This window comes from Streptomyces sp. NPDC094448 (assembly GCF_044763775.1).
GTDB lineage: Bacteria > Actinomycetota > Actinomycetes > Streptomycetales > Streptomycetaceae > Streptomyces.
Window position 1 is genome coordinate 95,778 of the sequence record NZ_JBIWGU010000004.1, and the last position, 24,932, is coordinate 120,709.

The 24,932-nt window shown below is 71.3% G+C and carries 24 protein-coding genes; 10 read left to right on the forward strand and 14 right to left on the reverse strand.

Going from position 1 to position 24,932, the window contains the following annotated elements:
• Positions 1 to 5: 5 nt before the first annotated feature.
• On the reverse strand, positions 6 to 542 hold the full coding sequence (locus ACIQ9E_RS09030) for a hypothetical protein (RefSeq protein WP_403704292.1): 537 nt from the start codon (positions 540 to 542) through the stop codon (positions 6 to 8).
• A 105-nt stretch (positions 543 to 647) separates the two neighbouring features.
• Here ACIQ9E_RS09030 and ACIQ9E_RS09035 point away from each other — a divergent pair, with 105 nt between their 5' ends.
• Positions 648 to 1,715, forward strand: coding sequence for a PucR family transcriptional regulator (locus tag ACIQ9E_RS09035; protein ID WP_403704295.1), 1,068 nt, complete (start codon positions 648 to 650; stop codon positions 1,713 to 1,715).
• A 329-nt stretch (positions 1,716 to 2,044) separates the two neighbouring features.
• Here ACIQ9E_RS09035 and ACIQ9E_RS09040 read toward each other — a convergent pair whose 3' ends face one another.
• Together ACIQ9E_RS09040 and ACIQ9E_RS09045 are read right to left on the reverse strand one after the other, a co-directional pair.
• Positions 2,045 to 2,602, reverse strand: a complete 558-nt coding sequence (locus ACIQ9E_RS09040; RefSeq protein ID WP_403704298.1) for a DUF4240 domain-containing protein — start codon at positions 2,600 to 2,602, stop codon at positions 2,045 to 2,047.
• A gap of 87 nt (positions 2,603 to 2,689) precedes the next feature.
• On the reverse strand, positions 2,690 to 2,902 hold the full coding sequence (locus ACIQ9E_RS09045) for a cold-shock protein (protein WP_403704301.1): 213 nt from the start codon (positions 2,900 to 2,902) through the stop codon (positions 2,690 to 2,692).
• A 207-nt stretch (positions 2,903 to 3,109) separates the two neighbouring features.
• On the opposite strand from ACIQ9E_RS09045, the gene ACIQ9E_RS09050 reads away from it, so the two are divergent.
• Positions 3,110 to 3,754, forward strand: coding sequence for a dihydrofolate reductase family protein (locus ACIQ9E_RS09050; RefSeq protein ID WP_403704304.1), 645 nt, complete (start codon positions 3,110 to 3,112; stop codon positions 3,752 to 3,754).
• Positions 3,755 to 3,857: 103 nt separating this feature from the next.
• Here the strand turns inward: ACIQ9E_RS09050 and ACIQ9E_RS09055 are convergent, their stop codons facing one another.
• Positions 3,858 to 4,820 carry an electron transfer flavoprotein subunit alpha/FixB family protein gene (locus tag ACIQ9E_RS09055; protein ID WP_403704307.1) on the reverse strand — a complete coding sequence of 321 codons (963 nt, stop codon included), beginning with the start codon at positions 4,818 to 4,820 and terminating at the stop codon, positions 3,858 to 3,860.
• A 59-nt stretch (positions 4,821 to 4,879) separates the two neighbouring features.
• Positions 4,880 to 5,668, reverse strand: a complete 789-nt coding sequence (locus ACIQ9E_RS09060; RefSeq protein WP_403704309.1) for an electron transfer flavoprotein subunit beta/FixA family protein — start codon at positions 5,666 to 5,668, stop codon at positions 4,880 to 4,882.
• Positions 5,669 to 5,823: 155 nt separating this feature from the next.
• Between ACIQ9E_RS09060 and ACIQ9E_RS09065 the strand changes: the two genes are divergently transcribed.
• Both ACIQ9E_RS09065 and ACIQ9E_RS09070 read left to right on the forward strand, forming a co-directional pair.
• Entirely contained in the window at positions 5,824 to 6,540 is a 717-nt protein-coding gene (locus tag ACIQ9E_RS09065; protein ID WP_403705194.1) for a TetR family transcriptional regulator, read from the forward strand.
• A 137-nt stretch (positions 6,541 to 6,677) separates the two neighbouring features.
• Positions 6,678 to 7,085: a Zn-ribbon domain-containing OB-fold protein gene (locus tag ACIQ9E_RS09070; protein WP_389891113.1), complete on the forward strand. Its 408-nt coding sequence runs from the start codon at positions 6,678 to 6,680 to the stop codon at positions 7,083 to 7,085.
• A gap of 88 nt (positions 7,086 to 7,173) precedes the next feature.
• Here the strand turns inward: ACIQ9E_RS09070 and ACIQ9E_RS09075 are convergent, their stop codons facing one another.
• The 3 genes from ACIQ9E_RS09075 to ACIQ9E_RS09085 form a co-directional block, all read right to left on the reverse strand.
• Positions 7,174 to 7,575 (reverse strand): SHOCT domain-containing protein, encoded by a 402-nt coding sequence (locus ACIQ9E_RS09075; RefSeq protein ID WP_403704312.1) that lies wholly within the window; start codon positions 7,573 to 7,575, stop codon positions 7,174 to 7,176.
• 105 nt (positions 7,576 to 7,680) lie between these two features.
• Positions 7,681 to 8,214 carry a hypothetical protein gene (locus ACIQ9E_RS09080; RefSeq protein ID WP_403704315.1) on the reverse strand — a complete coding sequence of 178 codons (534 nt, stop codon included), beginning with the start codon at positions 8,212 to 8,214 and terminating at the stop codon, positions 7,681 to 7,683.
• Positions 8,215 to 8,313: 99 nt separating this feature from the next.
• Entirely contained in the window at positions 8,314 to 10,485 is a 2,172-nt protein-coding gene (locus ACIQ9E_RS09085) for an MMPL family transporter (protein ID WP_403704319.1), read from the reverse strand.
• A gap of 396 nt (positions 10,486 to 10,881) precedes the next feature.
• On the opposite strand from ACIQ9E_RS09085, the gene istB reads away from it, so the two are divergent.
• A complete protein-coding gene (istB, locus tag ACIQ9E_RS09090) occupies positions 10,882 to 12,246 on the forward strand; it encodes an IS21-like element helper ATPase IstB (RefSeq protein WP_403704321.1) in 1,365 nt (454 codons plus the stop codon).
• A 94-nt stretch (positions 12,247 to 12,340) separates the two neighbouring features.
• Here the strand turns inward: istB and ACIQ9E_RS09095 are convergent, their stop codons facing one another.
• Positions 12,341 to 13,903: an alpha/beta fold hydrolase gene (locus ACIQ9E_RS09095; RefSeq protein WP_403704324.1), complete on the reverse strand. Its 1,563-nt coding sequence runs from the start codon at positions 13,901 to 13,903 to the stop codon at positions 12,341 to 12,343.
• A gap of 395 nt (positions 13,904 to 14,298) precedes the next feature.
• Here ACIQ9E_RS09095 and ACIQ9E_RS09100 point away from each other — a divergent pair, with 395 nt between their 5' ends.
• Positions 14,299 to 14,982, forward strand: coding sequence for a pyridoxamine 5'-phosphate oxidase family protein (locus ACIQ9E_RS09100; RefSeq protein WP_403704327.1), 684 nt, complete (start codon positions 14,299 to 14,301; stop codon positions 14,980 to 14,982).
• A gap of 214 nt (positions 14,983 to 15,196) precedes the next feature.
• On the opposite strand, the gene ACIQ9E_RS09105 is transcribed toward ACIQ9E_RS09100, so the two are convergent.
• Positions 15,197 to 15,985, reverse strand: a complete 789-nt coding sequence (locus ACIQ9E_RS09105) for an SAM-dependent methyltransferase (protein WP_403704330.1) — start codon at positions 15,983 to 15,985, stop codon at positions 15,197 to 15,199.
• A 223-nt stretch (positions 15,986 to 16,208) separates the two neighbouring features.
• Here ACIQ9E_RS09105 and ACIQ9E_RS09110 point away from each other — a divergent pair, with 223 nt between their 5' ends.
• The 4 genes from ACIQ9E_RS09110 (at position 16,209) to ACIQ9E_RS09125 (ending at position 22,224) form a co-directional block, all read left to right on the forward strand.
• A complete protein-coding gene (locus ACIQ9E_RS09110) occupies positions 16,209 to 17,705 on the forward strand; it encodes an FAD-dependent monooxygenase (RefSeq protein ID WP_403704333.1) in 1,497 nt (498 codons plus the stop codon).
• A 184-nt stretch (positions 17,706 to 17,889) separates the two neighbouring features.
• Positions 17,890 to 18,879 carry an ABC transporter ATP-binding protein gene (locus ACIQ9E_RS09115; RefSeq protein ID WP_403704337.1) on the forward strand — a complete coding sequence of 330 codons (990 nt, stop codon included), beginning with the start codon at positions 17,890 to 17,892 and terminating at the stop codon, positions 18,877 to 18,879.
• A gap of 229 nt (positions 18,880 to 19,108) precedes the next feature.
• Positions 19,109 to 20,113: an ABC transporter substrate-binding protein gene (locus ACIQ9E_RS09120; RefSeq protein ID WP_403704340.1), complete on the forward strand. Its 1,005-nt coding sequence runs from the start codon at positions 19,109 to 19,111 to the stop codon at positions 20,111 to 20,113.
• Positions 20,113 to 22,224, forward strand: a complete 2,112-nt coding sequence (locus tag ACIQ9E_RS09125; RefSeq protein ID WP_403704343.1) for an iron ABC transporter permease — start codon at positions 20,113 to 20,115, stop codon at positions 22,222 to 22,224. The genes ACIQ9E_RS09120 and ACIQ9E_RS09125 overlap by 1 nt, the downstream gene beginning before the upstream one ends.
• A gap of 59 nt (positions 22,225 to 22,283) precedes the next feature.
• Here the strand turns inward: ACIQ9E_RS09125 and ACIQ9E_RS09130 are convergent, their stop codons facing one another.
• The 4 genes from ACIQ9E_RS09130 to ACIQ9E_RS09145 form a co-directional block, all read right to left on the reverse strand.
• Complete coding sequence (locus tag ACIQ9E_RS09130; RefSeq protein WP_403704346.1) at positions 22,284 to 22,760, reverse strand: SAM-dependent methyltransferase; 477 nt, start codon at positions 22,758 to 22,760, stop codon at positions 22,284 to 22,286.
• Entirely contained in the window at positions 22,757 to 23,428 is a 672-nt protein-coding gene (locus tag ACIQ9E_RS09135; RefSeq protein ID WP_403704349.1) for a DUF1932 domain-containing protein, read from the reverse strand. Before ACIQ9E_RS09135 ends, ACIQ9E_RS09130 begins: the two co-directional genes overlap by 4 nt.
• Before the next feature lie 393 nt (positions 23,429 to 23,821).
• A complete protein-coding gene (locus ACIQ9E_RS09140; protein ID WP_403704352.1) occupies positions 23,822 to 24,154 on the reverse strand; it encodes a PCC domain-containing protein in 333 nt (110 codons plus the stop codon).
• Between the two features lies 1 nt (position 24,155).
• The gene (locus ACIQ9E_RS09145) at positions 24,156 to 24,911 is read right to left on the reverse strand and encodes a helix-turn-helix transcriptional regulator (RefSeq protein ID WP_403704355.1); all 756 of its coding nucleotides are present in this window, start codon (positions 24,909 to 24,911) and stop codon (positions 24,156 to 24,158) included.
• Between the last annotated feature and the right edge of the window lie 21 nt (positions 24,912 to 24,932).

Sequence of the window (24,932 nt, forward strand, 5' to 3'; positions counted from 1 at the left end):
GGACGTCAGGAAGGGGCGACCCAGAAGAACTCGCCGGCGGAGTCGTACGCGTACAGCAGCGCGGAGCTGCCGGACGAGAGCGCGTACCCGTCCTCGGCGGACTGGCGGACCTGGACGACGGCGGTGGAGCCGTCCCGCGCGGTGACCTCGGCCTGGCCGAAGCCCGCGTCCACCCGTCCCGTGCGGATGGTGCAGGTCAGCCCGATGAAGTCATGGCGGGACGGCCCGGGTTCGTCGGGGAAGAGGGTGGCCAGTGGGCGCGCGATCAGGCGGCTGAGCCACCCGGCGCCGAGTGCCGAGGCCACCAGGACGAACGGCCGGGGAACATCCGGCAGGAGCACCGACCAGGTCAGGCTCTGGAACCAGCCGAGGGCGGCGAAGAGGGAGACCGATACGAGGACGGTGGTGCTGAGCACACCGTCGAAGCCGTCGTGGTCGACGGCGCCGGTGAGAACGAGCAGCCAGAAGCAGACCACGACGGCGAGGGCGGAGGTGAAGAGGAGGGTGGGGAAGGCGGCGACGATCCTCAGGAATTCGTCCATGCCGTACCCTCCTCTCCCTTTTCTGCCCCGGCCGACGAGACCGATCATGCCTTCGGAATGAATCCCTCCGCATTGCCTGGGACCGGCAGTCTTTACGCTTCCTTAATGCCGGTGGCGCACCACGAGGGGGAAGAGATGCTGGAGAGCGGATACATCCGGATACTGACCGACGCCTGTGCGACGGGCCGCCGCCTCACCCGGGACGAGCGGGAGTCGCTGCGGGCGGGCGGTGAACGGGCGGCGGAGGCCGGGACGGGGCTTCGGGAGCTGGTACGGGAGCAGCTGACGGCGGCCGAATCCGTACGCCTTGCACTGCCGCGCGAGACGGCGGATCACCTTCTGTCCATCGTCACGGAGGCGGTGGACGTGTTCGCGGAGGGCCATGAGCGGGCCCAGCGGCTTGCCGTCCGCAGGCAGGAGGCGGCACGCCGGGAGTTCATCGACGACCTGCTGTACGGCCGGAGCGACCTGGGCCGCCTTGCGGAGCGTGCCGAACGCTTCGGGCTGCTGCTCTCGCAGGCGCATGCGGTCGCCGTGGCGGAGGGCCCGGAGCCGTACGACGACGGCTATCCGGTGACCCGCCAGGTGGAGACGTCCCTCCTGGCGCGCTTCGGCGACCGCCACCTCCTCCTCACCACCAAGGACGGGCGGCTGATCTGCATCGCCCCCGGTGACCAGCAGGACGTGCTCCGGTACTTCGCCAAGCAGGCGTACGCGGCGACGGACGGCGGCCGGATCGCGGTGGGCCGCGCCCACCCGGGCCCGGGCGGGGTGGTCCACTCGTACGAGGAGGCACTCAACGCGCTGGACCTGGCGTCCCGCATGGACCTGGACGCGCCGGTGCTCCACGCGGCGGACCTGCTGGTCTACCCGGTCCTGACCCGCGACCGCCAGGCGATGGCGGACCTGGTCGTCTCGGTCCTGGGCCCCCTCCGCACGGCCCGCGGCGGCGCCCGCCCCCTCCTGGACACGCTGACGGCCTACTTCGACACGGGCTGCGTGGCGGCGGAGGCGGCGCGCCGGCTGTCGCTGAGCGTGCGGGCGATGACGTACCGCCTGGACCGCATCCACAAACTGACCGGAGCGGACCCGTCCGACCCGGTCCACCGCTACACGCTCCAGACGGCGGTGATCGGGGCGCGGCTGCTGGGCTGGCCGGAGCGGGAACTCTAGCCGGGTGGAGTCCAGCTGCCCATGACGGATTGCGGCCTCCCCCCCACGGGGTTGCATTTATTGCAGATGACGCGTTCGTCGGACACCGCCGAAGCAATCGCCGTTCAGACACACGGACGCGGCAACGTCCACCGTCTTGCCACTCTGGTGGACTGCCACTTGCGTGCGGGAGAAGCCGACCGGGCGGCCGATACGGCCACCCGAATGCTCGACACCGGAGAAGGCATGGAATCCCAGCGGATGAGGGACCGGATTGTCAAAGTCTGAACCCTCTGGCCCCCGCCAGCGGGGGTGGACCGTCGAGGCCATCCGGCGTCTTGGGCCCCCGGCTAACCGCGCGCCCGCACCGGGAAGAGTGCGTCGAGCCGGGGCGTCTCCCGCTCTGCGACGGCCTCGGTCTCCTCGGGCTCGTCCTGCCCTTCCTGGACCGCCTCCAGCGCCTCGTAGAACGCTTCCTCGTCCTCGCCCGCCAGCGCGTCGAAAGCCTCCTTCGCCACGTAGTCCAGCTCCTCCCACTCCGGCCACTCGTCGTCCCGCCAGACCCGCACATCGCGCCCCGCGAGGGCCCGCACCTCGGGTATGTCCGCGAGGGCGTCGGGATCGGCGAGTACCGCCTCGTACGTCTGCCGTCCTTGAGCCACCAGCCAGCGCGTGAAGTATTCGAAGCCGTCGTCGGAGCAGAGGCCGCTCTCGATGCGCATGACCGCCGGGAGCAGCGCCTCCATGGTGACGGCGTCGCACGCGGCCTCCAACTGCGCCTGGAACCCGACCACCGCGTCCGCGGGCAGCCGCAGCAGCTCCGCGCGCAGCCCGCTCAGACGCGAGGCCCGGTCACCGGTACGGCGGCTCAGTTCGTCCATGAGCGCCCAGAAGGAATTCTCATCCATGCGGCACAGGATCACAGCCGGCACTGACACACCCCGGTGACCTGTGCGGACGGGCCCGCCGAACCCCGGCGGGCCCGGAACCAGCGTCTAGCCCGCCACCTGGACTTTGTCCGCCTGGAGGCCCTTCTGGCCCTGGACGGCCTCGAAGGTGACCGTCTGACCCTCCTTCAGGGACTTGAAGCCGGTCCCTTCGATCGCGCGGAAGTGCACGAACAGGTCGGACCCGGATTCCGGCGTGATGAAGCCGTATCCCTTTTCATCGTTGAACCACTTCACAGTGCCGTTCTGGCGCTCGGCCACGTCAATCCTCACTCAGGTGCTGTCGGTCATCGTCTTCGGCAAATGCCGGAACGATCATTACACACAGGGTTGCCTTACACCTACGGAGAGCGACCTGTGGGGGAAAGTTGCCCGACGGTTGTCGATCCGGCCGTGTTCCGTTCGACGACATGACGGGTGGCGCCCCCGCCACCCGTCGAAGCGACCGAACCTGACGAGGGAAACCCCATGAACCAATTGCTGCGGGTCATGAACTTCAACGTCTCCAGCGACGGCATCGGGGCCGGTGAGGACCAGACCCTGGAGCGGCCCTTCGGCTTCGAACACCCCGAGCGGCTGTTCTCGTGGGCCGGGGCCACGGCGAGCTGGCCCATGCGTACGGACGCCGGGGGGAGCCGCGGGCTGGACGACTACTTCACCCGGGACTTCGCCCGCAATATCGGCGCCGAGATCATGGGCCGGAACAAGTTCGGGCCCCAGCGCGGGCCCTGGCAGGACCACGAGTGGCTCGGCTGGTGGGGTGACGAGCCCCCGTTCCACACGCCCGTATTCGTGATGACCCACCACGAGCGTCCGTCGTTCACGCTCTCCGACACCACGTTCCACTTCACCGGCGGAGACCCGGCCGCCGTCCTCCAACGGGCGAAGGAAGCGGCGCAGGGCCGGGACGTCCGGCTCGGCGGCGGGGCCTCCACCATCCGGCAGTTCCTCGACGCCGACCTGGTCGACACCCTGCATGTGGCGGTCTCACCGCTGAAGCTCGGGTCCGGGGTACGGCTCTGGGAGTCGCCGGACGAGCTGCTCGACCGGTTCCAGCTGGAGGTCGTGCCCAGCCCGAGCGGGGTGACGCACCATCTGTTCTGGCGCAGATGAGGCGCAGATGAGGTGAGGGAGAGGCGAGGACGCGCGAGGACACGCGGGGACACGGCAGTGCCCGGTGGGGACGCACCTCCCACCGGGCACCGGTCCGTGGCCGTCAGCCCTTGCGCTTGTTGATTTCTTCGGTGAGTTGGGGAACGACGGTGTGGAGGTCGCCGACGACGCCGTAGTCGACGAGGTCGAAGATCGGTGCCTCGGCGTCCTTGTTGATCGCCACGATCGTCTTCGACGTCTGCATACCCGCCCGGTGCTGGATCGCGCCCGAGATACCCGAAGCGATGTACAACTGCGGCGAGACGCTCTTACCGGTCTGCCCGACCTGGTGGGCGTGCGGGTACCAGCCCGCGTCCACCGCCGCGCGCGACGCGCCCACCGCACCGCCCAGCGCGTCCGCGAGCGCCTCGATCAGCGCGAAGTTCTCACCCGAGCCCAGCCCCCGGCCACCGGAGACCACGATCGCCGCCTCCGTCAGCTCCGGACGCCCCGTCGACTCCCGCGCCGACCGCGACACCACCCGCGCCCCACGGGCCGAGCCCGCGAAGTCCACCGCCAGCTCCTCCACCGCCCCCGCACCCTCCACAGCCTCCACCGGCGCGCTGTTCGGCTTCACCGTGATGACGGAGATCCCGCGGGTCACCCGGGAGCGGGTGGTGTACGAGGCGGCGAACGCCGACTGCACCGCCACCGGACCCCCCTCACCCGCCTCCACGTCCACCGCGTCCGTGATCACACCCGACCCCAGCCGCAACGCCAGCCGGGCGGCGACCTCCTTGTTCTCCCCCGACGACACGAACAGCACCGCCACCGGCCCCACCAGCTCCACGGCCCGCTGCACCGCATCCACCCTCGGCACCACCAGGACATCCGCGAACTCCGGCGCCTCGGACACCAGAACCCGGGAAGCACCATGAGAGCCCAGCACCCCGGCCGTCCCCCCGGCACCCGCACCCAGCGCCACCGCCACCGGTGCACCCAGCCGCCGCGCCACCGTCAGCAACTCCAGCGTCGGCTTCCGGACCGACCCCTCCACATGATCGACAACAACCAGAACATCCGCCATGACACACACTCCAGAAGAAGAGAGAACGGGAGAGACAAGAAGGGACGGGACGGGAAGGGTCAGACGAACTTGCGGGACGCCAGGAACTCCGCCACCCGAACGCCTCCCTCACCCTCGTCCGTCACCACCGTCCCCGCACTGCGCGCGGCCCGCGCCTCCACCCCGTCCACCGCAGTCCACGCCCCCGCCGCACCCACCAGCCCCGCGTCCAGACCCAGCTCCTCCAGATCCCAGGACTCCACCTTCTTCTTCTTCGCCGCCATGATCCCCTTGAAGGAGGGGTAGCGCGCCTCGCCGGACTGATCGGTCACCGACACCACCGCCGGCAGCTCCGCCTCCACCACCTCCGACGCCACATCCCCATCACGACGCCCCGACACCACACCACCCGCCACCGACACCTCCGACAGCAGACTCAGCTGCGCCACCCCCAGCCGCTCCGCCAGCAACGCCGGGAGCACCCCCATCACCCCGTCCGTCGACGCCATCCCGCACACCACCAGATCGAACCCGGCCCGCTCCACCGCCGCCGCCACCACCAGCGACGTCCCCATCACATCCGAACCGTGCAGACCGTCGTCCTCGACATGGACCCCCGCGTCCGCACCCATCGACAGCGCCTTGCGCACCGCCTCCCGCGCATCCTCCGGACCCACCGTCAACACCGTCACCGACGCATCCCCACCAGCCGCCTCCGAGATCCGCAGCGCCTGCTCCACCGCATACTCGTCCAGCTCCGACAACAGACCGTCCACACCCTCACGATCCACCGTCAGATCATCCGCGAACCCACGATCGCCACTCGCATCGGGCACGTACTTCACACAGACAACGATCCTCAAGCTCACGCCGGGCTCCTGACTCCTGCCGATGGAGGGTTTGTCCCGTTGAGGCTATGGCACCAAGTACCCTCTGTAAAGGTACCCAGTGCCAAAACTGCTCCTCCGGTGTTACGTTGCCCGCCATGACAGAGGTGCGCAAGCGACGCAATACCGAGGTGCCCATGCGGGAGGCGCTCGCCCGGGCCGCGTTCGAACTCTTCCTCGACCGCGGGTTCGAGCGGACCACGGTGGACGACATCGTCGCGCGTGCGGGCGTGGGGCGCCGCTCGTTCTTCCGGTACTTCCCCTCCAAGGAGGACGCGGTCTTCCCGGACCACGAGGGGTGCCTGGTCGAGATGACCGCCTATCTGGAGGCGAACGCGGGCTCCGCCGACCCGGTCGGCACGGTCTGCGACGCCGCCAGGATCGTCCTGCGGATGTACGCGGCCAAGCCGGACTTCTCCGTCCAGCGCTACCGCCTCACCCGTGAGGTGCCGGGCCTGCGGACCTATGAACTCTCCGTTGTGCGCCGGTACGAACGCACCCTCGCCAACCACCTCCGGGCCCACGCTCCCCAGGCCCCCGACGGGTCGCTGCGCGCCGAGGTGATCGCCTCCGCCGTGGTCGCCGCGCACAACAACGCCCTGCGCTCGTGGCTCCGGGCGGGCGGCGAGGGGGACGCCGAAGCCGCGGTGGACCACGCCCTCTCCCTCGTACGGGACGTCTGGGGTACGCCCGGTGGGCTCGGGACCCCGGCGGTCGCCGCCGTTCCGGCGGGCCTGCCCGAAGGGGACGGGGAGGTCGTCATCATGGTCGCCCGCAAGGGCACCCCCGTGTGGCGCGTGGTCCAGGGCATCGAGTCCGCCCTCGGCGCATCGCCCGTGACCGGCGGCGCCTGAGCCGTCCCCGCCGCGCGGCCCACCGGGGCCGTACCGGAATCCGGCACCCAGTACCTAGGCAACTAGGCACTCAGTGCCATATGGTGCGGAGGCGCGCGCAACCCGAGCCGACCAGTGCAGGGGGTCACCGCATGTCCATGTCCCAGCCCGGAACCGACCGTCTCGCCCCGCCGCAGTCGGCGGCTACCGCGGTCGCGGACCGCGACACGGGTCTCGTCTATCAGCGCTGCCGCTGGTGCGGCAGCGTCGCCTTCCGCAAACTGCTCTGTCCCGTCTGCTCCTCCAGCGAACTGGAGGACGCGCTCAGCACCGGCGAGGGTGTTGTCATCCGCTCCGCCGTCGTGCACCGCTACACCCGCATCGCCCGCAACGAGTCCCTCGTCCGCTTCCCCGAGGGCTTTATGTACCGCTGCCGGGTCGTGGGCGCCGCACCCCATCTGATCTGGGTGGGGGCCAGGGTCCGGCCCGTCGCCGGGACCGGTCTGGAGGCGGGCGAACTCGTCGTCGAACTCTGCGACTCCGTCCGTACCACCGACTGGCACTGAGTCCCCGCCCAGAGCGCCGGGGCGGGGACTCAGTGCACCGAAGTGAACCAATGTGCACCGATGGGCGCCGATGAAGCGCGCCGCGCGGTCAGGCCAGGATCTTCGCCTTGGCCTTCTGGTACTCGTCGTCCGTGATCGCGCCCTTCTCCTTCAGCTCGTGGAGCCGGGCCAGTTGGTCCACGTCCGCTCCCGGCGCCCCGCCGCCCTCACCCGCGGTCTTGCGGATGTACGACTGGAAGGCGGCCTCCCGTTCCTGTGCGGCCGACATCTCGCGTTCGCCCATGGAGCGGCCCCGGAAGATCACGTACAGCAGGACACCGAGGAACGGCAGCAGGATCACCAGGATCATCCAGCCCGCCTTGGCCCAGCCGTTGAGGCTGTGGTCGCGGAACAGGTCGGTGATGACCTTGAACAGCAGGAACAGCCACATGATCCACAAGAAGAACCAGAGCATGGTCCAGAACAGGTTGACGAGCGGGTAGTCCTCCATGGTCGGCTCCGTTCGTGCGGCGTGAACATTCGTGCGGCGTGAACATTCGCGCAGCGTCGTCGTTCGCGCAGTGTGATCGTTCGTGCTGCGTGATCGTTGGTGCGGTCAGTGGCGTACGGCCTGGGCGACGTCCGTCTTCACTTCGCCCGTGAGGGTGCGGTTGCTCTGCGCGGTGGTGGACTTCGACTTCCCGGCCGGCACGTCCGAGAGGGTCACGACGACGGTGTCGAGGAGATTGCCGCTGGTGTCCTTGTAGTCGACCTTGACCGTGATGGTCTTCGTCGAGTCGGCGGTGTTGCGTGCCGTGACGTCGACCGTGCTGTGCCCGTCCTTGATGGCCGGGGCCGCGAGCGTGACGTCGTTCTTCACATTGACGCCGCCCTTGATCTCGTCGATCTTCTGCTGTGCCGACGCGGAGGCCGAGGCGGCCGCTCCGGTGGCCTTCGCGCCGATGGACGACGCCGCCGACGCCGCTCCGGACGCCACGGACGCCGCTCCCGACGCCACGGACTCGATACCGGACGCCACGGACGACGGACTGCTGTTGTTCCCGCACGCCGCGACGCCCGCCGCCAGGACGGTCGCCGTGAGGGCGGCTACGGCCGCGCTGACGGCCGGGCGCTGCCAGGGACGTTTCATGTCGTGGGCCTCCTCCACGCGCTGGGCGGGTACAGGCCCAGTCAAGGAGGGGCCCGGGCCCCGCGCATGCGGACGTCCGCCGTCCGGGTGAATGCCCGGCTACTCCGTCCCCTCCGGATGGAGCCTCGGCATGATCCGGTCCAGCCGTCGCGGCGTCCACCACGCCTTCTCCCCCAGCAGCGTCATCACCGCCGGGACCAGCAGCAGCCGGACCACCGTCGCGTCGATCAGGACACTCGCGGCCAGCCCCAGGCCCAGCATCTTCACGACGATGTTGTCGCTGATGACGAACGCCGCGAAGACGCTCACCATGATCAGCGCGGCGCAGGTGATGACCCGCGCGGTGATCTCCAGCGCATGGGCCACACTGGCCCGCGCGTCGCCCGTGCGCAGCCAGGCCTCGTGGACCCGGGAGAGCAGGAAGATCTCGTAGTCCATGCTCAGCCCGAAGACGATCGCGAACATCATCATCGGGACGTAGCTCTCGATGGGCACCTTCCCCGACACTCCGAGCGCGGGCCCGCCCCAGCCCCACTGGAAGACGGCGACCACGACCCCGTACGAAGCGGCGATCGACAGCACATTGAGCACCGCCGCCTTGACCGCGACCAGCAGGCCCCGGAAGACGATCAGGATGACCAGGAACGCCAGCCCGACGACGGCCGCGATGATCAGCGGGAGCCGGGCGGAGACGATGTCCAGGAAGTCGACCTGGGCAGCGGTGGTGCCGGTGACATAGGTGTGGGCCGCGGTGCCCGCGACGGCGTCCGGGAGGACCTGGTCCGTGAGCCGGTTGACGAGTTCGGTGGTCCGCTCGTCCTGCGGGGACACGACCGAGTACGCCGTCCCGACCAGCACCTCCCCGTCGGCCGTCGGCCGGAGCGCGGTGACCGACGCCGCGTCCGGTACGGCGGAGAGCGCGTGCTGTACGGAGGAGGCCAGCGCCGCCCGGTCGGCCGGCGGGACCGCGCTCTGGTCGACGACCAGGGTCAGCGGTCCGTTGGAGCCCGGCCCGAACGCCGCCGACATCAGGTCGAACGCCCGGCGGTCGGTGAACGAGGTCGGATCGGCGCCGTCCCCGATATGCCCGAGCTGCATGAAGAACACCGGGAACGCCAGCACCGCCAGCACCACGACCCCGCCCGTGAGATACCACCAGGGCCGCCGCTCCACGCGCAGCGCGTACCGGTGCCAGGTGCCCTGGACCTCCTCGCCGGGCTCGGCGTCGGTCTCCGCGACCAGGCTGCGGACCCGCAGCTTGTCGATGCGGCGGCCGAGGAGACAGAGGACCGCCGGTACGAGGGTGAGCGCGCCCAGCACCGCCGTCACCACGGTCACCGCTGCCGCGAGCCCGAGCTTTCCGATGAAGGCGAGGCCCGACACCCACAGTCCCGACAGGGCGATGACGACCGTGCAGCCGGAGAGCAGGACGGCGTGTCCGCTGGTCGCGGTCGCCTTCCCGGCGGCTGTCACCGGATCGTCGCCGTTCATCAGGTTCTGCCGGTGGCGGGTGACGAGGAAGAGCGCGTAGTCGATGCCGACGCCGAGGCCGATCATCGTCGCCAGGGTCGGGGACACGGTCGCGAAGGTGGACGCGGCCGCCAGCAGACCGAGCAGCGCCAGCCCGCACACCACGCAGATCAGCGCGGTCACCAGCGGCAGCAGGGCCGCGAAGACACTGCCGAAGCCGATGAGCAGCACGACGACGGCCACGGCGAAGCCGATCGCCTCGCTGGCGTGGTCGTTGGGTTCGGGCCGGGCCAGCTCACCGAGCGGACCGCCGTACTCCACCTGGACGCCCGCCGCCCGCAGCGGTTCCACCGCCGAGTCGACGCCGTGCAGATAGCCGGGGCCGAGGGTGGACGGCGGTACGGCGAACCGGACGGTGATGTACGCGGTCCGCCCGTCGGGCGCGAGCGGTCCCTCGTTCGACGAGGGCACGGTGAGCGGATCCTGCGCCGTCAGCACCTCGGGCAGTTTCCCGAGGCCCGCCACCGTCTGCGAGATCTCCGCGGTGACCTGGGTCAGGGGCCGGTCCGCGTCGTGCAGCACCACCTGGCTGCTGTAGCCCCCGGCCGCCGGATCGTGCTTCTTGAGCACCTCCACACCGTGCTGGGACTGGGTGTCCGACAGGGTGAAGTCGTCGGAGTACTCGCCGCCGTAGAGCTGGTGCAGCACCTGGAGTACGGCCAGCGCCACCAGCCACGCCACGACGACGAACACCGCCCGCCGGGCACACCACTCACCGATCGTTCGCAGCACACTCCGCATTCAAGGCGGATCCGCGGGCCCCGGCACCCGGTGCGCGGGGAACGGGTGATCCGCAGCCCGTGGCCCGTGACCGGGTGGTACGGCGTCCCGCGAGCCGCGCACGGCGGCCGGTCGGCTTTTGGTACGGCGTCCCGCGAGCCGCGCACGACCCGGCCGGGCGGCCTCCCGCGCACCGCCCCGGACCACACCCTGCTGAAACGTGCCTGCTCCGTACCCCCGCCGGACGCGCCCCTCGCGCGCCCCGCTTGCACCGGCCGAAAGCATTGCTCCGGGCCCCGGTGCGCCGGTCGGCGTCGGCCGTCTCCGTGACAACTGCCCCGGTCGGCCGTTGACAGCGTGGACGCGGGCCGCGCCGACCGCGCCCGACCGCCGCCCGAACCCTGTTGGGAGACGCCCTTGCACGGTCACACCCCGCCCGCGTCCCACGCACCCCATCTCAAACACGCACCACGGGAGCCCCGCGCCCCGAAACCCGATCTGCGGAGCTACGCCGCCTCGTCCCTCGGCTATGCCCTCTTCGCCACCCGCTGGCTCCAGGCACCGCTCTATTTCGGCCTCGTCGCCGCCCAGGGCGTCTACGTCTACAAGTTCTTCAACGAGCTGTGGCATCTCATCCAGCACATCGTGAGCGGCCAGGCCGACGAGACCATGGTCATGCTGGCCGTGCTCAAGCTGGTCGACGTCGTCATGATCGCGAATCTGCTGATCATGGTGATCGTCGGGGGGTACGAGACCTTCGTCTCCCGGATCGGTCTCCAGGGCCACCGGGACCAGCCCGAGTGGCTGTCGCACGTCAACTCCAACGTGCTGAAGGTGAAGCTGGCGACCGCGATCGTCGGTATCTCCTCCGTCCATCTGCTCCAGATGTTCGTGGACGTCGCCCACACCTCCCAGCACGCGCTGCTGTGGGGGACGGTCATCCATATGGCGTTCATCCTGTCGGCCGCGATCCTCGCCTATATGTCGGGGCCGATGGAGAGCGCGGGCAACGGCCACCACGACACGGGCGGGGGTCCGTCGGGTGCCGCACCTGCCGAACCCGTCGCGACCGAACCGGCCGGCGCGGCCGTCCCCGAGCCCGCGCCGACCGCGCCGGTCGTCGCCGAGGTCCCGCACGCCAGGCCGGAGACCGTGCCCGCGCAGGCCACCGGGAGCCCGGCGGTACGCGAAGGCTCGTCCGCCGAATCCCGGATCCGGGCCGCCGGATTCCCCGCCCGCAAGACGCTGGAGGACTTCGACGACGAGCACCAGCGCGCCTTCGACTGGGAGACCATCACCCGGCTCGGCGCCCTGGACTTCGTCGAGGCCCGCCGCAACGCGGTCTTCCTCGGCCCGCCCGGCACCGGCAAGACCCATCTCGCCGTCGCCCTCGGCATCCGCGCCTGCCAGGCCGGGCACGACGTCGCCTTCGCCACCGCCACCGAGTGGGTGGACCGGCTGACCGCCGCACAGTCCGCCGGACGGCTCGGGGAGGAACTGGCCCGGCTCGACCGCCACACCCTGCTGGTGATCGACGAGATCGGCTACGTACCGTTCTCGCCGGACGAGACCCGGCTGCTGTTCCGGCTGGTCTCGCACCGCTACGAACGGGCCTCCACCATCGTCACCAGCGACAAGCCGCTGGCGCAGTGGACCGAGACCTTCGGCGACGGTCCGGTCACCTACGCCCTGCTGGACCGGCTGGTCCACCACGCGGATGTGATCGGACTGAAGGGGGACAGCTTCCGGCTGCGGGACCACGATCTGGCCGGACGGCGCTGAAACAGCGGTACGGCTCCGACGGGTACGGCCCGGGGCCCGGGGCGCGGCCGGCCGCGCCCCGGGCCCCGCTGCTCTTCAGGCGGCCGGTTCCGGCTCAGCGGCTGCGGTGGAGCAGATGGTGGTCGATGACCGGTTTCACGGCGGGCATCAGATAGAGGACATGGCCCACGGTGTCCACCTCGTGCAGGGTCGCCGTCGGGATCGCGTCCGCCATCCGCCGCGCCCCCGCCAGCGGCGTCGGCAGGTCGTACACGGCGTTGACCACGAGGACCGGCGGCAGGCTGCCCGCGGCCCGCGCGGGCCGGGGCTCGACCGGCAGCGGCGAACCCTGGCAGCTGAGGGCGAAGCTCAGGGACTGGTCGTTGTAGCGGACGTACGGGGCGGCCGCGGCGACCCGCTGGCGGATCGCCCGGTACTCGGCCCAGTCCCGGATCCGGTAGTCGCTGTCCCGGCAGAGCACCAGCGGGATCGCCGGGTTGACGGGCCCGTCGCCGTGGAAGCGGACCTCGCCCTTTCCGCCGTACAGGGCCCCCAGTTGCTCGGTCGCCTGGTCCGGGTAGCCGCCTGCGGCGAGGCCGTTCAGCAGCCCGGTCAGCTCGTCGGGGGTGACCTTGGCCCGGGTGGGTCCGTTCGGGCCGGGCCTGCGGAGGGTGCCGGCGTCGGCCCGGACGAACAGCTCGTCGATGACGGCCGTCAGCTTCTTCCCCTTCGGCAGCCCCGGAGCGGTGCAGGCGGGGTCCGCCGCGCAGCGGGACGAGAGCTTCTCCAGGGATTCGCTGGCGGTGACGGCGGTGTCCGTGAGGTACTGCTCGGCGCCCGGCGGAGCCGGGTCCATGGCGCTGTCGAGGACCATCGTGCGGAGGTTCTCCGGGAAGAGCCGGGAGTAGCGTTCGCCGAGGAAAGTCCCGTACGAGTGCCCCAGGTAGCTGATCTTCCGTTCGCCGAGCGCGGCCCGGATCGCGTCCATATCGCGGACGACGCTGTTGCTGTCCATCCCGGCGGCGAGCGGGCCGGTCTGCCGGCGACAGCTCTGTATCGCCTGGGCGTTGAGGGTGCGGACCTTCTCCCACTCGGCCGCGTTGCGGGGGCGTGACGGGACCTTCGCGAAGGCGGCTTCGTCGCAGACGGCGCTCCCGCTCCGGCCGATGCCGCGCGGGTCGAAGCCGACGACGTCGAAGCGCCGGCGGAGTTCGGCGGAGTAGCCGTCGATCGGATTGTCCGCGTACATCGCCGAATCGACGCCCGAGCCGCCGGGGCCGCCCGGATTGACCAGCAGGACGCCGATCCGCTTCGCCGGGTCGGTGGCCTGCTGGCGGGCGACGGCGATATCGGTCCCGGGCCCGCTGGGCTTCGACCAGTCCACCGGCACCCGGACCGTGCCGCATTCGGCCTGCGGACCGGGGTCCGGCATGGGCGGATCGCCCTTGCAGGGGCCCCAGACGATGGGAGTGGACGTGCCGCCGGGCGGCCTCGGGGCCGCCTTCCCGGCGGGTGCGGCCGTTGCGACCGGGGCGGCCAGCGCGGCGGAGGCGGCCAGGGCGAGAAGGACGGAGAGCGCCCGCCGCCCGGTGGCCGGACCTCCGCCGGAGGCCGGTTCCGTGCCGGGCGCCGGGTCGGGGCGCGGGTTCGTCCGCGTGGTCGTAGTGCTGGGGTTCATGGCCGCCACTGTTGCGGCCGTGCGTGATGAGGCCTCCATGGGAGTGTGATGAGCAGGTAACCGGAGGTGCGCGAAGTGCCGTGCGGTGCGCGGGGGTTCGGCGGTACGGGGCGTTGCGAGGGCCTCGCCGGGGGTGGGTTCCCGGCCACCGGGCAGCCGGTGGGGGCATGACAAGAGGCCGGGAGGGAAGGGGTGGGTGGTGCGGCCGGGACAACGGATTCCGCTCTGGTCACCGGGCCGGAGCATCTGTAGCGTGCAAGGAGTTTTGCCGCCGACAAGTCAGCTGCGAACGCGTCACGGTCCGGTATCCGGTGCGCCCCGGAACCGGCCGCACGCGACCGCCGGACCGGTGGACGTACGCAGTCACCCAGATCACCGAGTGAGGGACGGACGACGTGAGACGGACACCGCTGCCGCCTGCACTGCCCGGCACCGACCGCACCCGCCACCGCCGGCTCCGCGAACAGGGCAGCGGTGAACGCGCCGCCCTCGACGCGATCCTCGCCGCGGGCTTCGTCTGCCATCTGGGCGTGGTCGTCGACGGGGTCCCGATGGTCGTCCCGACGGTCTACGGGAGCGACGGCACCGAACTGTACTTCCACGGCTCGGTCGCGAGCCGCAGCCTGGCGGAATCGCCCGGCTCGACGGTCTGTGTGACCGTGACCCATGTCGACGGGCTGGTCCTGGCCCGCTCGGTCTTCGAGCACGGTGTCAACTATCGCAGCGCGATGGTCTACGGGGTGCCGCGCCCGGTCACCGACCCGGAGGAGAAGCTGGCCGGGCTGCGCTGTCTGACCGCGCAGTGCGCCCCCGGCCAGTGGGGGTACGCCAGGGTGCCCGACCGCAAGGAGCTGGCTGCCACCGCGCTGCTCGCGCTCTCCCTGGCGGAGGCGTCCGTCAAGATCCGCACGGGCCCGCCGGACGACGGCACCTCCGGCCCGGACGCGGACCGCCCGGTCTGGGCCGGGACCCTGCCGCTGAAGACGGCCTTCGGCACGCTGGAGGCGGATCCGGCGCTGCGCGAGGGCACCGCGCCGCCGCCGCATCTGCTGGCGCTGGAGGGCGGCCGGGTGGGCTGATCCGGAACGGGGCCGGTACCGGGGCGGGGCGCCGCGTGCGCCGTACCCGGGCGGGGCCCGGTGCGCGCCGTCAGCGCGGCCGCCGGAAGCGGTCCTCCCGCCCCCGTACCGCCTGCCTTAGCCCCCGTACCGCCGCCCCCGTACCGCCTGCCCTCGGTCCCGTACCGCCCGTTCCGTACCGCCCGTCCTGGGTCCCGTACTCCCGTACCGCCCGCTACGGTTTGCGCGCCACCGCGCCGTACATCGCGACCTGCTCCGGCGCCACCCCCTTCTGCGCCGCCTCCGGACGCCAGCGATGTACCTGCACGAGTCCGGGTTCCACCGGTTCCAGGCCCTCGAAGAAGGCCCTGACCTCGGCCGCGGTCCGCGGGACCATCGGGATGCCCCGGCTCTCGTACTCGCGTGTCACCCGCCCGATCTCCTCCGGCGCGAAGTCGGCCGTCGCCGTGGAGATCGCCAGGAAGCTGCCCGGCGGCAGCGGGTCCAGCAGCCGCCGGACCAGCGCATAGCCGTCGGACGGCCGGATGAAGTGCAGCATCGCGATGACGGTGAGCGCGATCGGCTGCCCCGGTTCGAACAGCTCCCGGACCGCGGCCGAACCGAGGATGGTGCCGGGCTCGCGCATATCGGCGTCGAGATACGCGGTCCGCCCCTCGGGCGAGCTGGTCAGCAGCGCCTCCGCGTGCCGCAGCACGATCGGGTCGTTGTCGACGTACACCACCGAGGCGTCGGGGCGTTCGCTCTGGACGACCTCGTGCAGATTGGGCGCGGTCGGCAGCCCCGTACCGATGTCGAGGAACTGCCGGATGCCCGCCTCGCGCGCCAGCCAGCGGGCCGCACGCTCCATGAACAGCCGGTTCTGCCGCATGCTGACGGGCAGCGACGGCCAGCCGGCGATCATCGCATCCCCCGCCTCGACGTCCACGGTGTAGTGGTCCTTGCCGCCGAGTACATAGTCGTAGACCCGCGCCGGGTGGGCGCGCCCCGTGTCGATCCGGTCCATGACGAAGTCAACTCCCGTAATTTCAGCGGTGGTTCGGCTGGTGGAGTGATCCAGCCTAGGTGCGTGCCGCCGGTCCGGGGTTATCCCCGCGCCTGCCCGGCGCGGCGCCGGCCCCGCCCACGCGGAGGGCGCGGGCGGGGCGGGTGCCGGTGCGCCGCCGCGCCCGGACCGGCAGGGCCTGGCAGACTCCCCGTACACGCACACGGCCCACCGGAGGCGGCGGATGGCGACGGAGAACGGCCCCGACCACTACCACGCCGGAACGGCCGACCCGGGCACCGGCACGGACGTGGTGGTGGTCGGGGCCGGTCCGACGGGGCTGCTGCTCGCCGGGGACCTCGCGGCGGCAGGTGTACGGACCGTCCTCGTCGAACGGCGCCCGCCCGGACTCAGCAACCTCACCCGCGCCTTCGGGGTCCACGCCCGCACCCTGGAACTCCTCGACGCCCGCGGCCTCGCCGACGAACTGGTCGCCACCGGACTGCCCCTCACCGGCTTCCGGCCCTTCCGCTCCCTCGCGGTCGATCTCACCGAACTGCCGACCCGCTATCCGTTCGTCCTGGTCACACCCCAGTACGAGGTCGAAAGGCTGCTGGAGCGGCGGGCCGTCGAAGCCGGCGCCGAGCTGCGGTACGGCACCGAGCTGACCGGGCTGCGCCAGAGCGCGGACGGCGCCGTCGCCGTGACGGCGGACGGCGGCGAGCTGACCGCCCGGTATCTGGTCGGCACCGACGGCGCCCGCAGCACCGTCCGGCGGACGCTCGGACTGCCCTTCCCCGGCGGGTCCGTGATCCGGTCCATGGTCCTCGCCGATGTACGCCTCGCGGAGGAGCCCGCGTCGCTGCCGGCCGCCGGGACCACCGGGGACACGATCGCGCTGGTCCTCCCCTTCGGCGACGGCTGGTACCGGGTGATGTGCTGGGACCGGGCCCGGCAGCTCCCCGACACCGAGCCGGTGGGCCTCGACGAGATCCGCGAGGTCCTCACCCGTACCCTCGGCACGGACTACGGGCTCCACGACCCCCGCTGGCTCTCCCGCTTCCACTGCGACGAACGGCAGGTCCCCGCCTACCGCGACCGCCGGGTGTTCCTGGCGGGCGACGCGGCGCATATCCACTCGCCCGCGGGCGGGCTCGGGCTGAACACCGGACTCCAGGACGCGGCCAACCTGTCGTGGAAGCTCGCGGCGGCCCTGCGCGGCGCGGCCGCCGATCCCGAGGCGCTGCTCGACAGCTACCACGCCGAACGGCACCCGGTGGGGCGGGAGGTGATCCGTACCAGCGGACTCGTGCTGCGGCTCGCGATGGCCCGCGGGCTGCCGCTGCGCGCCGTACGGGCGGTACTGGCCGGGGTCCTGGTCGCCCTGCCGCCGGTCACCCGCCGGGCGATCGCGCAGGTCACCGGGGTGGGTATCGCCTATCCCGCGCCGCCCGGCGCCCATCCCTCCACCGGCCGCCGGGTGCCCGATCTCGCCCTGGCGCAGGGGCGGTTGTACGAGCTGCTGCGGGCGGGCCGCTTTGTGCTGGTCACCCCGGCGTACGCGACCCCGGTCGAACACCCCGGGGTGATCCACGTCCACTGGCAGACGCGGGCCTCCGGCCGCCCGCCCCGGGACACCGAACTGCTGATCCGCCCCGACGGCCGGATCGCGTGGGCGTCCCGGCATCCGGACGGGGCGGGGCTGCGATCGGCGCTGGAACGGTGGACCGGCCGGGCGTAGTCCGTCTCACCGCATTCCTCGAACGTCCGTACATAAAAGGGGTGTTCGGGCCGGTTGGCCGTCGCTCCGGGTATCGACATGGCCACAACTCCCCCCGATCCCGGTCAAGGGCATTAGGTGTGCCTTGCCTAAGTTGTAGGGTGTCGGGGTCAGTCCGTCCGCAAGGGGGAGGAACGTGGTGTCCATGGACGGAGCCCGTCTGGTGGCCGAGGATCTGGATGTCGGGCATGCGGGACGCCCGGTACTCCGACAGGTCGGCCTGGAGCTGAGGCCCGGCGCGGTCACCGTGCTCGTCGGCCCCAACGGCTGCGGGAAGTCGACCTTACTGAGGACCGTCGCCGGTCTGCTGCCGCCGCTCGCCGGAAAGATCAGCATCGACGGCGCACCCCTCGCCTCCTTCAACCGGCGGGCGCTCTCCCAGCGACTCGCCTTCCTCCCGCAGTCCTCCCAGGCACCGGCCGGAGTCTCCGTCCGCGAACTGGTCCGGCACGGCCGCTACGCCCACCGCGGCGCCCTCGCCCGGCATACCGCCGAGGACACCGAGGCCATCGACTGGGCCCTCTCCGTCACCGATGCGGAACCCCTGGTCGACCGCCGTCTCGACGAACTCTCCGGCGGCGAACGCCAGCGCGCCTGGCTGGCGATGGTGCTCGCCCAGCGCGCGGGCGTCCTCCTCCTCGACGAACCCACCACCTATCTCGACCTCCGGCACCAGTTCGAGGTGCTCGACGTGGTCCGGCGCCTCGCGCGCGAACACCGGATCGCCTGCGGGGTCGTCATCCACGATCTGATGCAGGCCGCCGCGTACGCCGACGACGTCGTGGTCGTCGCGGACGGCGGGGTCATCGCGGCGGGCGCCGCCGACGACGTCCTCACGCCCGATGTCATCGAGCAGGCCTTCGGGCTCCGGGTGAACGTCGTCCGGGACGCCGCCACCGGGCATCTCGCCTGCTTCCCGGTCCGCGCCGCGGCGGATCCGGAAGCGCCCGGCCCCGTACCGGCGGAGGCCGGCCCCGGCCCCGTACCGGCGGCAGCGAAAGCGGACCCGGGCTCCGCGCCGGCTTCGGCGGAACCGGCCCCCGCGTCCGCCCCCGCGTCCGCCCCCGCGCAGACCACCGAGGACCCCGCCCCCGCCTCCGCGAAAACGGAGCGCGCCGGGCCGCCCGGCCCCTGAACCGGACCGCGCACCACGGCCCCCGGCAGCCCGGCCCCGGGCGTCGCCGTGCCGCCCCTCGGCGCGCCCCGAAACGTTCCCTCCCACCGGCAACGGCGCCGGATCCCACCCCACGGCAGCACATCCGGCATATGGCAGCACCCGCAGCACAACCGGCATATGCAGTAGACGCAGCACCCGCAACACACGCGGTACCCGCAGCACACCCAGCACACAAGGAGTTACCCCCATGCGGAATTTGGTGCGCACCCTCGCGACGGGCAGCGCCGTCCTGGCCCTCACCCTGGCCGTGGCCGGGTGCGGTGGCGGCGACACGGTCGGCGACGCCGCGGGAGACAAGGGCGGCAAGGGCGGTGACAAGGCGGCCGGCGGTGCGATCAGCGTCGACACCGCGCAGGGCAAGGTCAGCCTGAAGAAGGCCGCGACCAAGGTGGTCGCGCTGGAGTGGACGTACACCGAAGAGCTGGTCGCCCTCGGCGTCACGCCTGCCGGAAACGCCGACAACAAGGGCTACGGCACCTGGGTCACCGCCGAGGGCGCCGCGCTCCCGCAGGGCGTCACCGACGTCGGCAACCGCAACGAGCCCAGCCTGGAGAAGATCCGCGCCCTCCAGCCCGATCTCATCGTCGTCGACAACGAGCGTTCCGCGGCCAATCTGAAGCAGCTCCAGGACATCGCCCCGGTGCTGGCCTTCACTTACACCACCAAGCCGCAGCTCGACACCATGAAGAAGAACTTCGGCGAGCTGGCGAAGGCCGTCGGCAAGACCAACGAGGCGACCGCGGTCACCGGGCGCATCGACGCGGCCGCCGCCGGCCTCAAGTCCCGTCTGGAGAAGGCCGGAAAGGGCGGTCTGACGTACGCCGTCGGCCAGGGCTTCACCGCCAACGGCACCTCGTCCGTGCGGATGCTCACCGACGACGCCATCGCCCCCCAGGTCCTCAACCTCGCCGGGCTCAAGAACGGCTGGACCGGCAAGGGCGACGCCTGGGGCATGACGACCGTCGGAGTCGAGGGGCTGACCGCGACCGCGAAGGACGCCACCTTCCTCTATGTGGCCGCCGCCAACGACAACCCGTTCACCGGCACCTTCGCGAAGAACCCGGTCTGGAAGGGCCTCGGCTTCGTCAAGGGCCAGAAGGTGCAGCCCCTGGACCCCGGCACCTGGCTGTTCGGCGGCCCGCTGTCGGCGCTCCAGATCCTCGACGAGACCGGTAAGGCACTGAAGGTCTGATGGCCGTCCCCGTCCGGCTCCCGGCCCGCGCCGCCGGGAAGAGCCGCCAGGGGACCGGCACCGGCCGCCCACGGGCCCTGCTCGTGGGCGGCGGCCTCGGTCTCGTCCTCTGCGCCGTCGCCGTCGTCCACCTCGGTATGGGCTCGTCCGGGGTCGGCATCGCCGATGTCGTCGCCGTCCTCACCGGCGGCGGCACCGCCCACGCCGAGGACGTCCTGCTCGGCAGCAGGCTGCCGCGGACGGTCACCGGGCTGGTCGTCGGCATCGCCGTCGGCGTCTCCGGCGTCCTGGTCCAGGGCGCCACCCGCAATCCGCTCGCCGCCCCCGACACCCTCGGCGTCAACGCGGGCGCCTACTTCGCCGTCGTCCTCGTCGCCTACACCGGCCTGGACCTCGGCCCGGTGCCGTCCGGCGCGGCCGCGTTCGCCGGCGGACTGCTCGCCATCGGCATCGTGTACCTCCTCAGCAGCGGCGGGGTCCTCACCCCCGGCCGGGTGCTGCTCGCCGGAGCGACGGTCGCCCTGGCCGGGACGGCCGCCGCCGAGTTCCTCCAGATGCTGGACGTCGAGGCCACCCGCGGACTGTTCTTCTGGGGCAACGGCACCCTGATGCAGTCCGATCTGCAACGGCCCCTGATCACCGGCGCGATCGTGCTCGCCGTCGCCTGCGCCGCACCCCTGCTGGCCCGCCCGCTGGACCTGCTCGCCCTCGGCGACGAGACCGCGTCCGCGATGGGCGTACGGGTGGAACGGATCCGGCCCGCGGCCTTCCTGATCGCGGTCCTGCTGTCGGCGACCGCGGTCTCCCTCGCGGGCCCCATCGGCTTCATCGGACTGATCGCGCCCGTCATCGTCCGCACCCTCGGCATCCGCGCCCACGCCCTGCTGATGCCCCTGGCGGGCCTCCTCGCCTGCGCCGTACTCCTCGGCGCCGACGCGGCCTCGCAGGTCATCGTGCCGCCGTCGGCCGTCTACACCTCCGAGATCCCCGTCGGCGTCGTCACCGCCCTGATCGGCGGACCCGTCTTCATGCTGCTCGCCCGGCGGATCAGCACGGGAGACGCCGACACCGGAGCGGCCGTCGCGGTCTCCGGACGGCGGCGCGCCCCCGCGTATGCCGTCGTCCTCGGCGGCGGGCTGGCGGTGCTGGCCCTCGCGATGGTCGTATCGCTGCGGCTCGGAGACGTACAGATCGGGTACGGGCAGATCGTTTCGGCCCTCACCGGTGTCACCGACCCGGTCACCGAGTCCATCGTCTCCTACCGGCTGCCCCGGATCCTGGTCGCGGCGCTCGCCGGGGCCTGTCTGGCGGTCGCGGGCGCGGCCGTGCAGGCCGTGGTCCGCAATCCGCTCGCCGAACCGGGCCTGATCGGCGTCACCGCGGGCGCCTCGCTGGGCGCGGTGGCGGTCATCGTCGCCGTACCGACGGCGCCCGCGATCGCCCTGCCGTCGGCCGCCGGTATCGGCGGGGTGCTGATGCTGCTCGTGGTGGTGCTGATCGCCCGCGGCCCGCGCCGCGGCGGGGTACGGGCCGGACTGGACCCCACCCGGGTCGTCCTCGTCGGCCTCGGCGCGGCGGCCACCGCGATGTCGCTGGTCAACATCATGGTCGTCAGCTCGCAGATGAACATCTCGGCGGCGCTGAGCTGGCTGGCGGGCAGTACGTACGGCCGGGACTACGACGCCCTGGGCTGGCTGGCGGTGCCCGCGGTCGTGGCACTGCTGCTGATCCTGGCGGCCCGCCCGGTGAACCTGCTGGCCCTCGGCGACGAACTGCCCCGCGCCCTCGGCCTGGAGCTGGGCCGCGCCCGGCTCCTCGTCCTCGGCGCGGGCGCGGTCCTCGCCGCGGGCACGGCGGCGGCGGTCGGGGCCGTCGGCTTCGTCGGCCTGGTCGCCCCGCATCTGGCCCGCCGCCTGGTCGGCAACAACGGCGCCCGCATGATCCCCCTGGCGGCGATCCTGGGCGCCCTCCTCGTGGTCACCGCCGACGCCGTCGGCCGCTGGCTGCTGGCCCCGACGGAGATCCCGGTGGGCATTGTGACGGCGCTGCTCGGGGCGCCGTACCTGGTATGGCTGCTGCGCCGGACGAAGGCGTCGGACGGCAGCATGTGAACGTACGGGCCGGGGACGGGTCCCGGCCCGTACCCACCGCGGGAGCCGGGGCCGGGCGGTCAGCTCGGCGGTCCGGCCCAGTAGTCGGTGAGCATTTCCCCGGGCCAGGCGGGCTGCCGTACCGGCCCTCGGGGACCCATCTCCCGGAAGTAGGGCGCCAGATCGTAGACCGGTGACCCGTCGACGGCGTCGAGATCGGTGACGTGGAGGTCGAGACCGTTGACCTCCAACAGTCGGGGAAACGACTGCGCGAGCTGGTTGGGCCGCCGGTGATTGCGGTGCACGAAGGTCCCGGTGGCGGGCCAGCGGGGATCGTTGCGCGGGCTGCGGGCGTGCAGGGCCACATCGGCGGGGGACGCCCGGTGGAAGTGCCACACCACGAGCAGATGCGAGAACTCCGCCAGCCCCTGGACCACTTCGGCGGGGAACTCCGGGTTCAGGCGGATGACCGCCGTTCCGCTCCACCGGTCGTCGGAGACCTCACTCCGCCCGCCGACCACGTACCCGATCGGCCGGATCTCCAGCGTCTGCGTCATGCGCTTCCCTTCGGTCGGTGGTGGAGGGTGTCGAGGACGGTGTCCAGGTCCGGGGACTGGTCCTTGTGCCGGTCCCAGCGCGAGTAGACGAGTGCGGCGGCCTCGGCGAGTTCGGCCGGGAGGCCCGCGGCTCGCAGAGTGTCGGCGACCTCGGCCATCTCCGGCCCCCATCGCCAGGCGCGGGCGGCCACGCCGGGCAGATAGCCGGGGTCGTCCAGGATGTCTTTGTTCATCGCCCCGGCCTCGGCCAGCAGGAGATCTCCCACCCCGTGATCAGCCGCCAGCGCATGCGCGACCCCGGCCAGGGCCCGTGACACCTTCTGGTAGCTGGAGATGGCCAGCTTCAGCGCGGACGCCGAACCGATACCGCCACCCGTCGCCCGCGTGAGGACCCGGGTATCTGCGAACACCGCTTCCACCGACTCCCTGGCCCCCGCATCACCGGCCAGATAGAACCGGACCGTACGGCCGCCCCGCGGCGGCGGCCCGCTCAGCATTCCGTCCAGCACTGTGCACGAGGACGGCATACGACCGGCGATCCGCTGCATCCGCTCCGGGCTGATCGCGTTGGCCTCGACATAGATCCCCGCGAAACCGTGCCCGGCCACAGCGTCCGCCACCTGCTCCGAGGCGTGCGGCGGGCAGATGGACAGCACGATGTCACTCACACCCAGTGCCTCCTCCAGCCGCTCGCAGCGCTTCAGCCCGGCACCTTCGGCCCGCTCCCCGGACGCAGCACTCCGCCCCTCGGGCACCCACAACACCCGATGACCGGCACCCACCGCCTCACCGGCAACAGGAGCCCCCATCGCACCGGGATGCAGAACGGTCAACGTGCTCAAACGGAACCTCCGGACAACTCGCGCGGCCGGGCCAAGTTTCCGGTGATCGCGCGTACTTGGGTGTGGACAGACCCATTCACGCAGAGCCGTTCGCCAACGCCCATGGGCAGCACAATGAGGCCGCGGGCCAGGCCCATGGTGCCTTTCACGCGGTGGCTCGTAGGAGTTCGGCAGCTCGCCTGTGGAACTGCTTGGACCGACCGGTGGGCGGGACAGCCCTTAGGGGCAGGGGATCACATAGACCCGCGCAAAGTGGATGCCGATGTGTGCCTCATGAAGGTGGCCAGAAATCGCCTGGTCACCTTCGACACCCATCACAGTGTGGATGTGCGCGAACCCGTTCCGGATCTCGCCGGTGCCGGTCATCTCAGCCGGCAGTTCATAGGTGGTGATGTCGTCCTTCAGCGCATCACTCTTGGGCATGGTGGAGACCGTGAACCGGTCCGCAGCCCCGATCAGGGAAACGATAGCTGCGTCCGTGACACCGGCTCTGGCTGCCTGCCGGTTGACAGAATCCATGAGTTCATCGTTCTTGACCTCGAAGACCAGCACGTCAGCTCCGTCCAATCAGGGGTGAAAGTTCACGCAGCATGACGGATGAACACCAACGTGCGCCAGCATCACTTGGGTTTACGGACTCCTGTGCGAACCGCGCTGCAAGGAACTGAGCCCTGGACGCATAGGCTGCTGGGTTGGTCACGATACGCCGTGCGGTCGTCCAGTCGACAGCGCACACCCTTGACGTGACCGCAGTCGCGTAGAGGTGTCTGACCTCATCGTCATGGGCGAGGACCTGGACGACCTTTGCAGCCTGCGCCTGCCCAGGCAGCTTCGCAAGGATTCCGGCCGCGTTGACTCGTAAGACGGGCGTCTCTGCATCTCGCATCCAGCGCGCAAGGTGCGACACCGAAGCCTTGTCGGCCATGGAGGCAATGACGACGTCTGTCCCGTGAGTGGTCTGAACTGTCGCAAGTGGCCCTGAATCACGTCCGGCAATGCTGACCAGCATCTCTGATGCGAGCTGCCCATGCGTTGTAACCAGCGCTGAGAGGCCAATGAATGATCGTCGATTCACGCGATCGAGCGTAGCTTCGGCCTTCAAGGTCTCGAAAGGGACTTCGAACACCTTGGCAAGGTAGTGCAGCCAGTGGTCCCCAGGGATCACCTTCCCCGTCTCCCAACGTTTCACAGCGTCACGTCCTGGCGCGCCACTGGGATCACCTGCTGAAAGGGCGAGGTTGTCAGCAAGCTGGACCTGAGTCCAGCCTCTCGCACCACGCAAATCGCGGACGAGCTGTCCAATCGGCATGCGCACATGATGCCCCCTCCC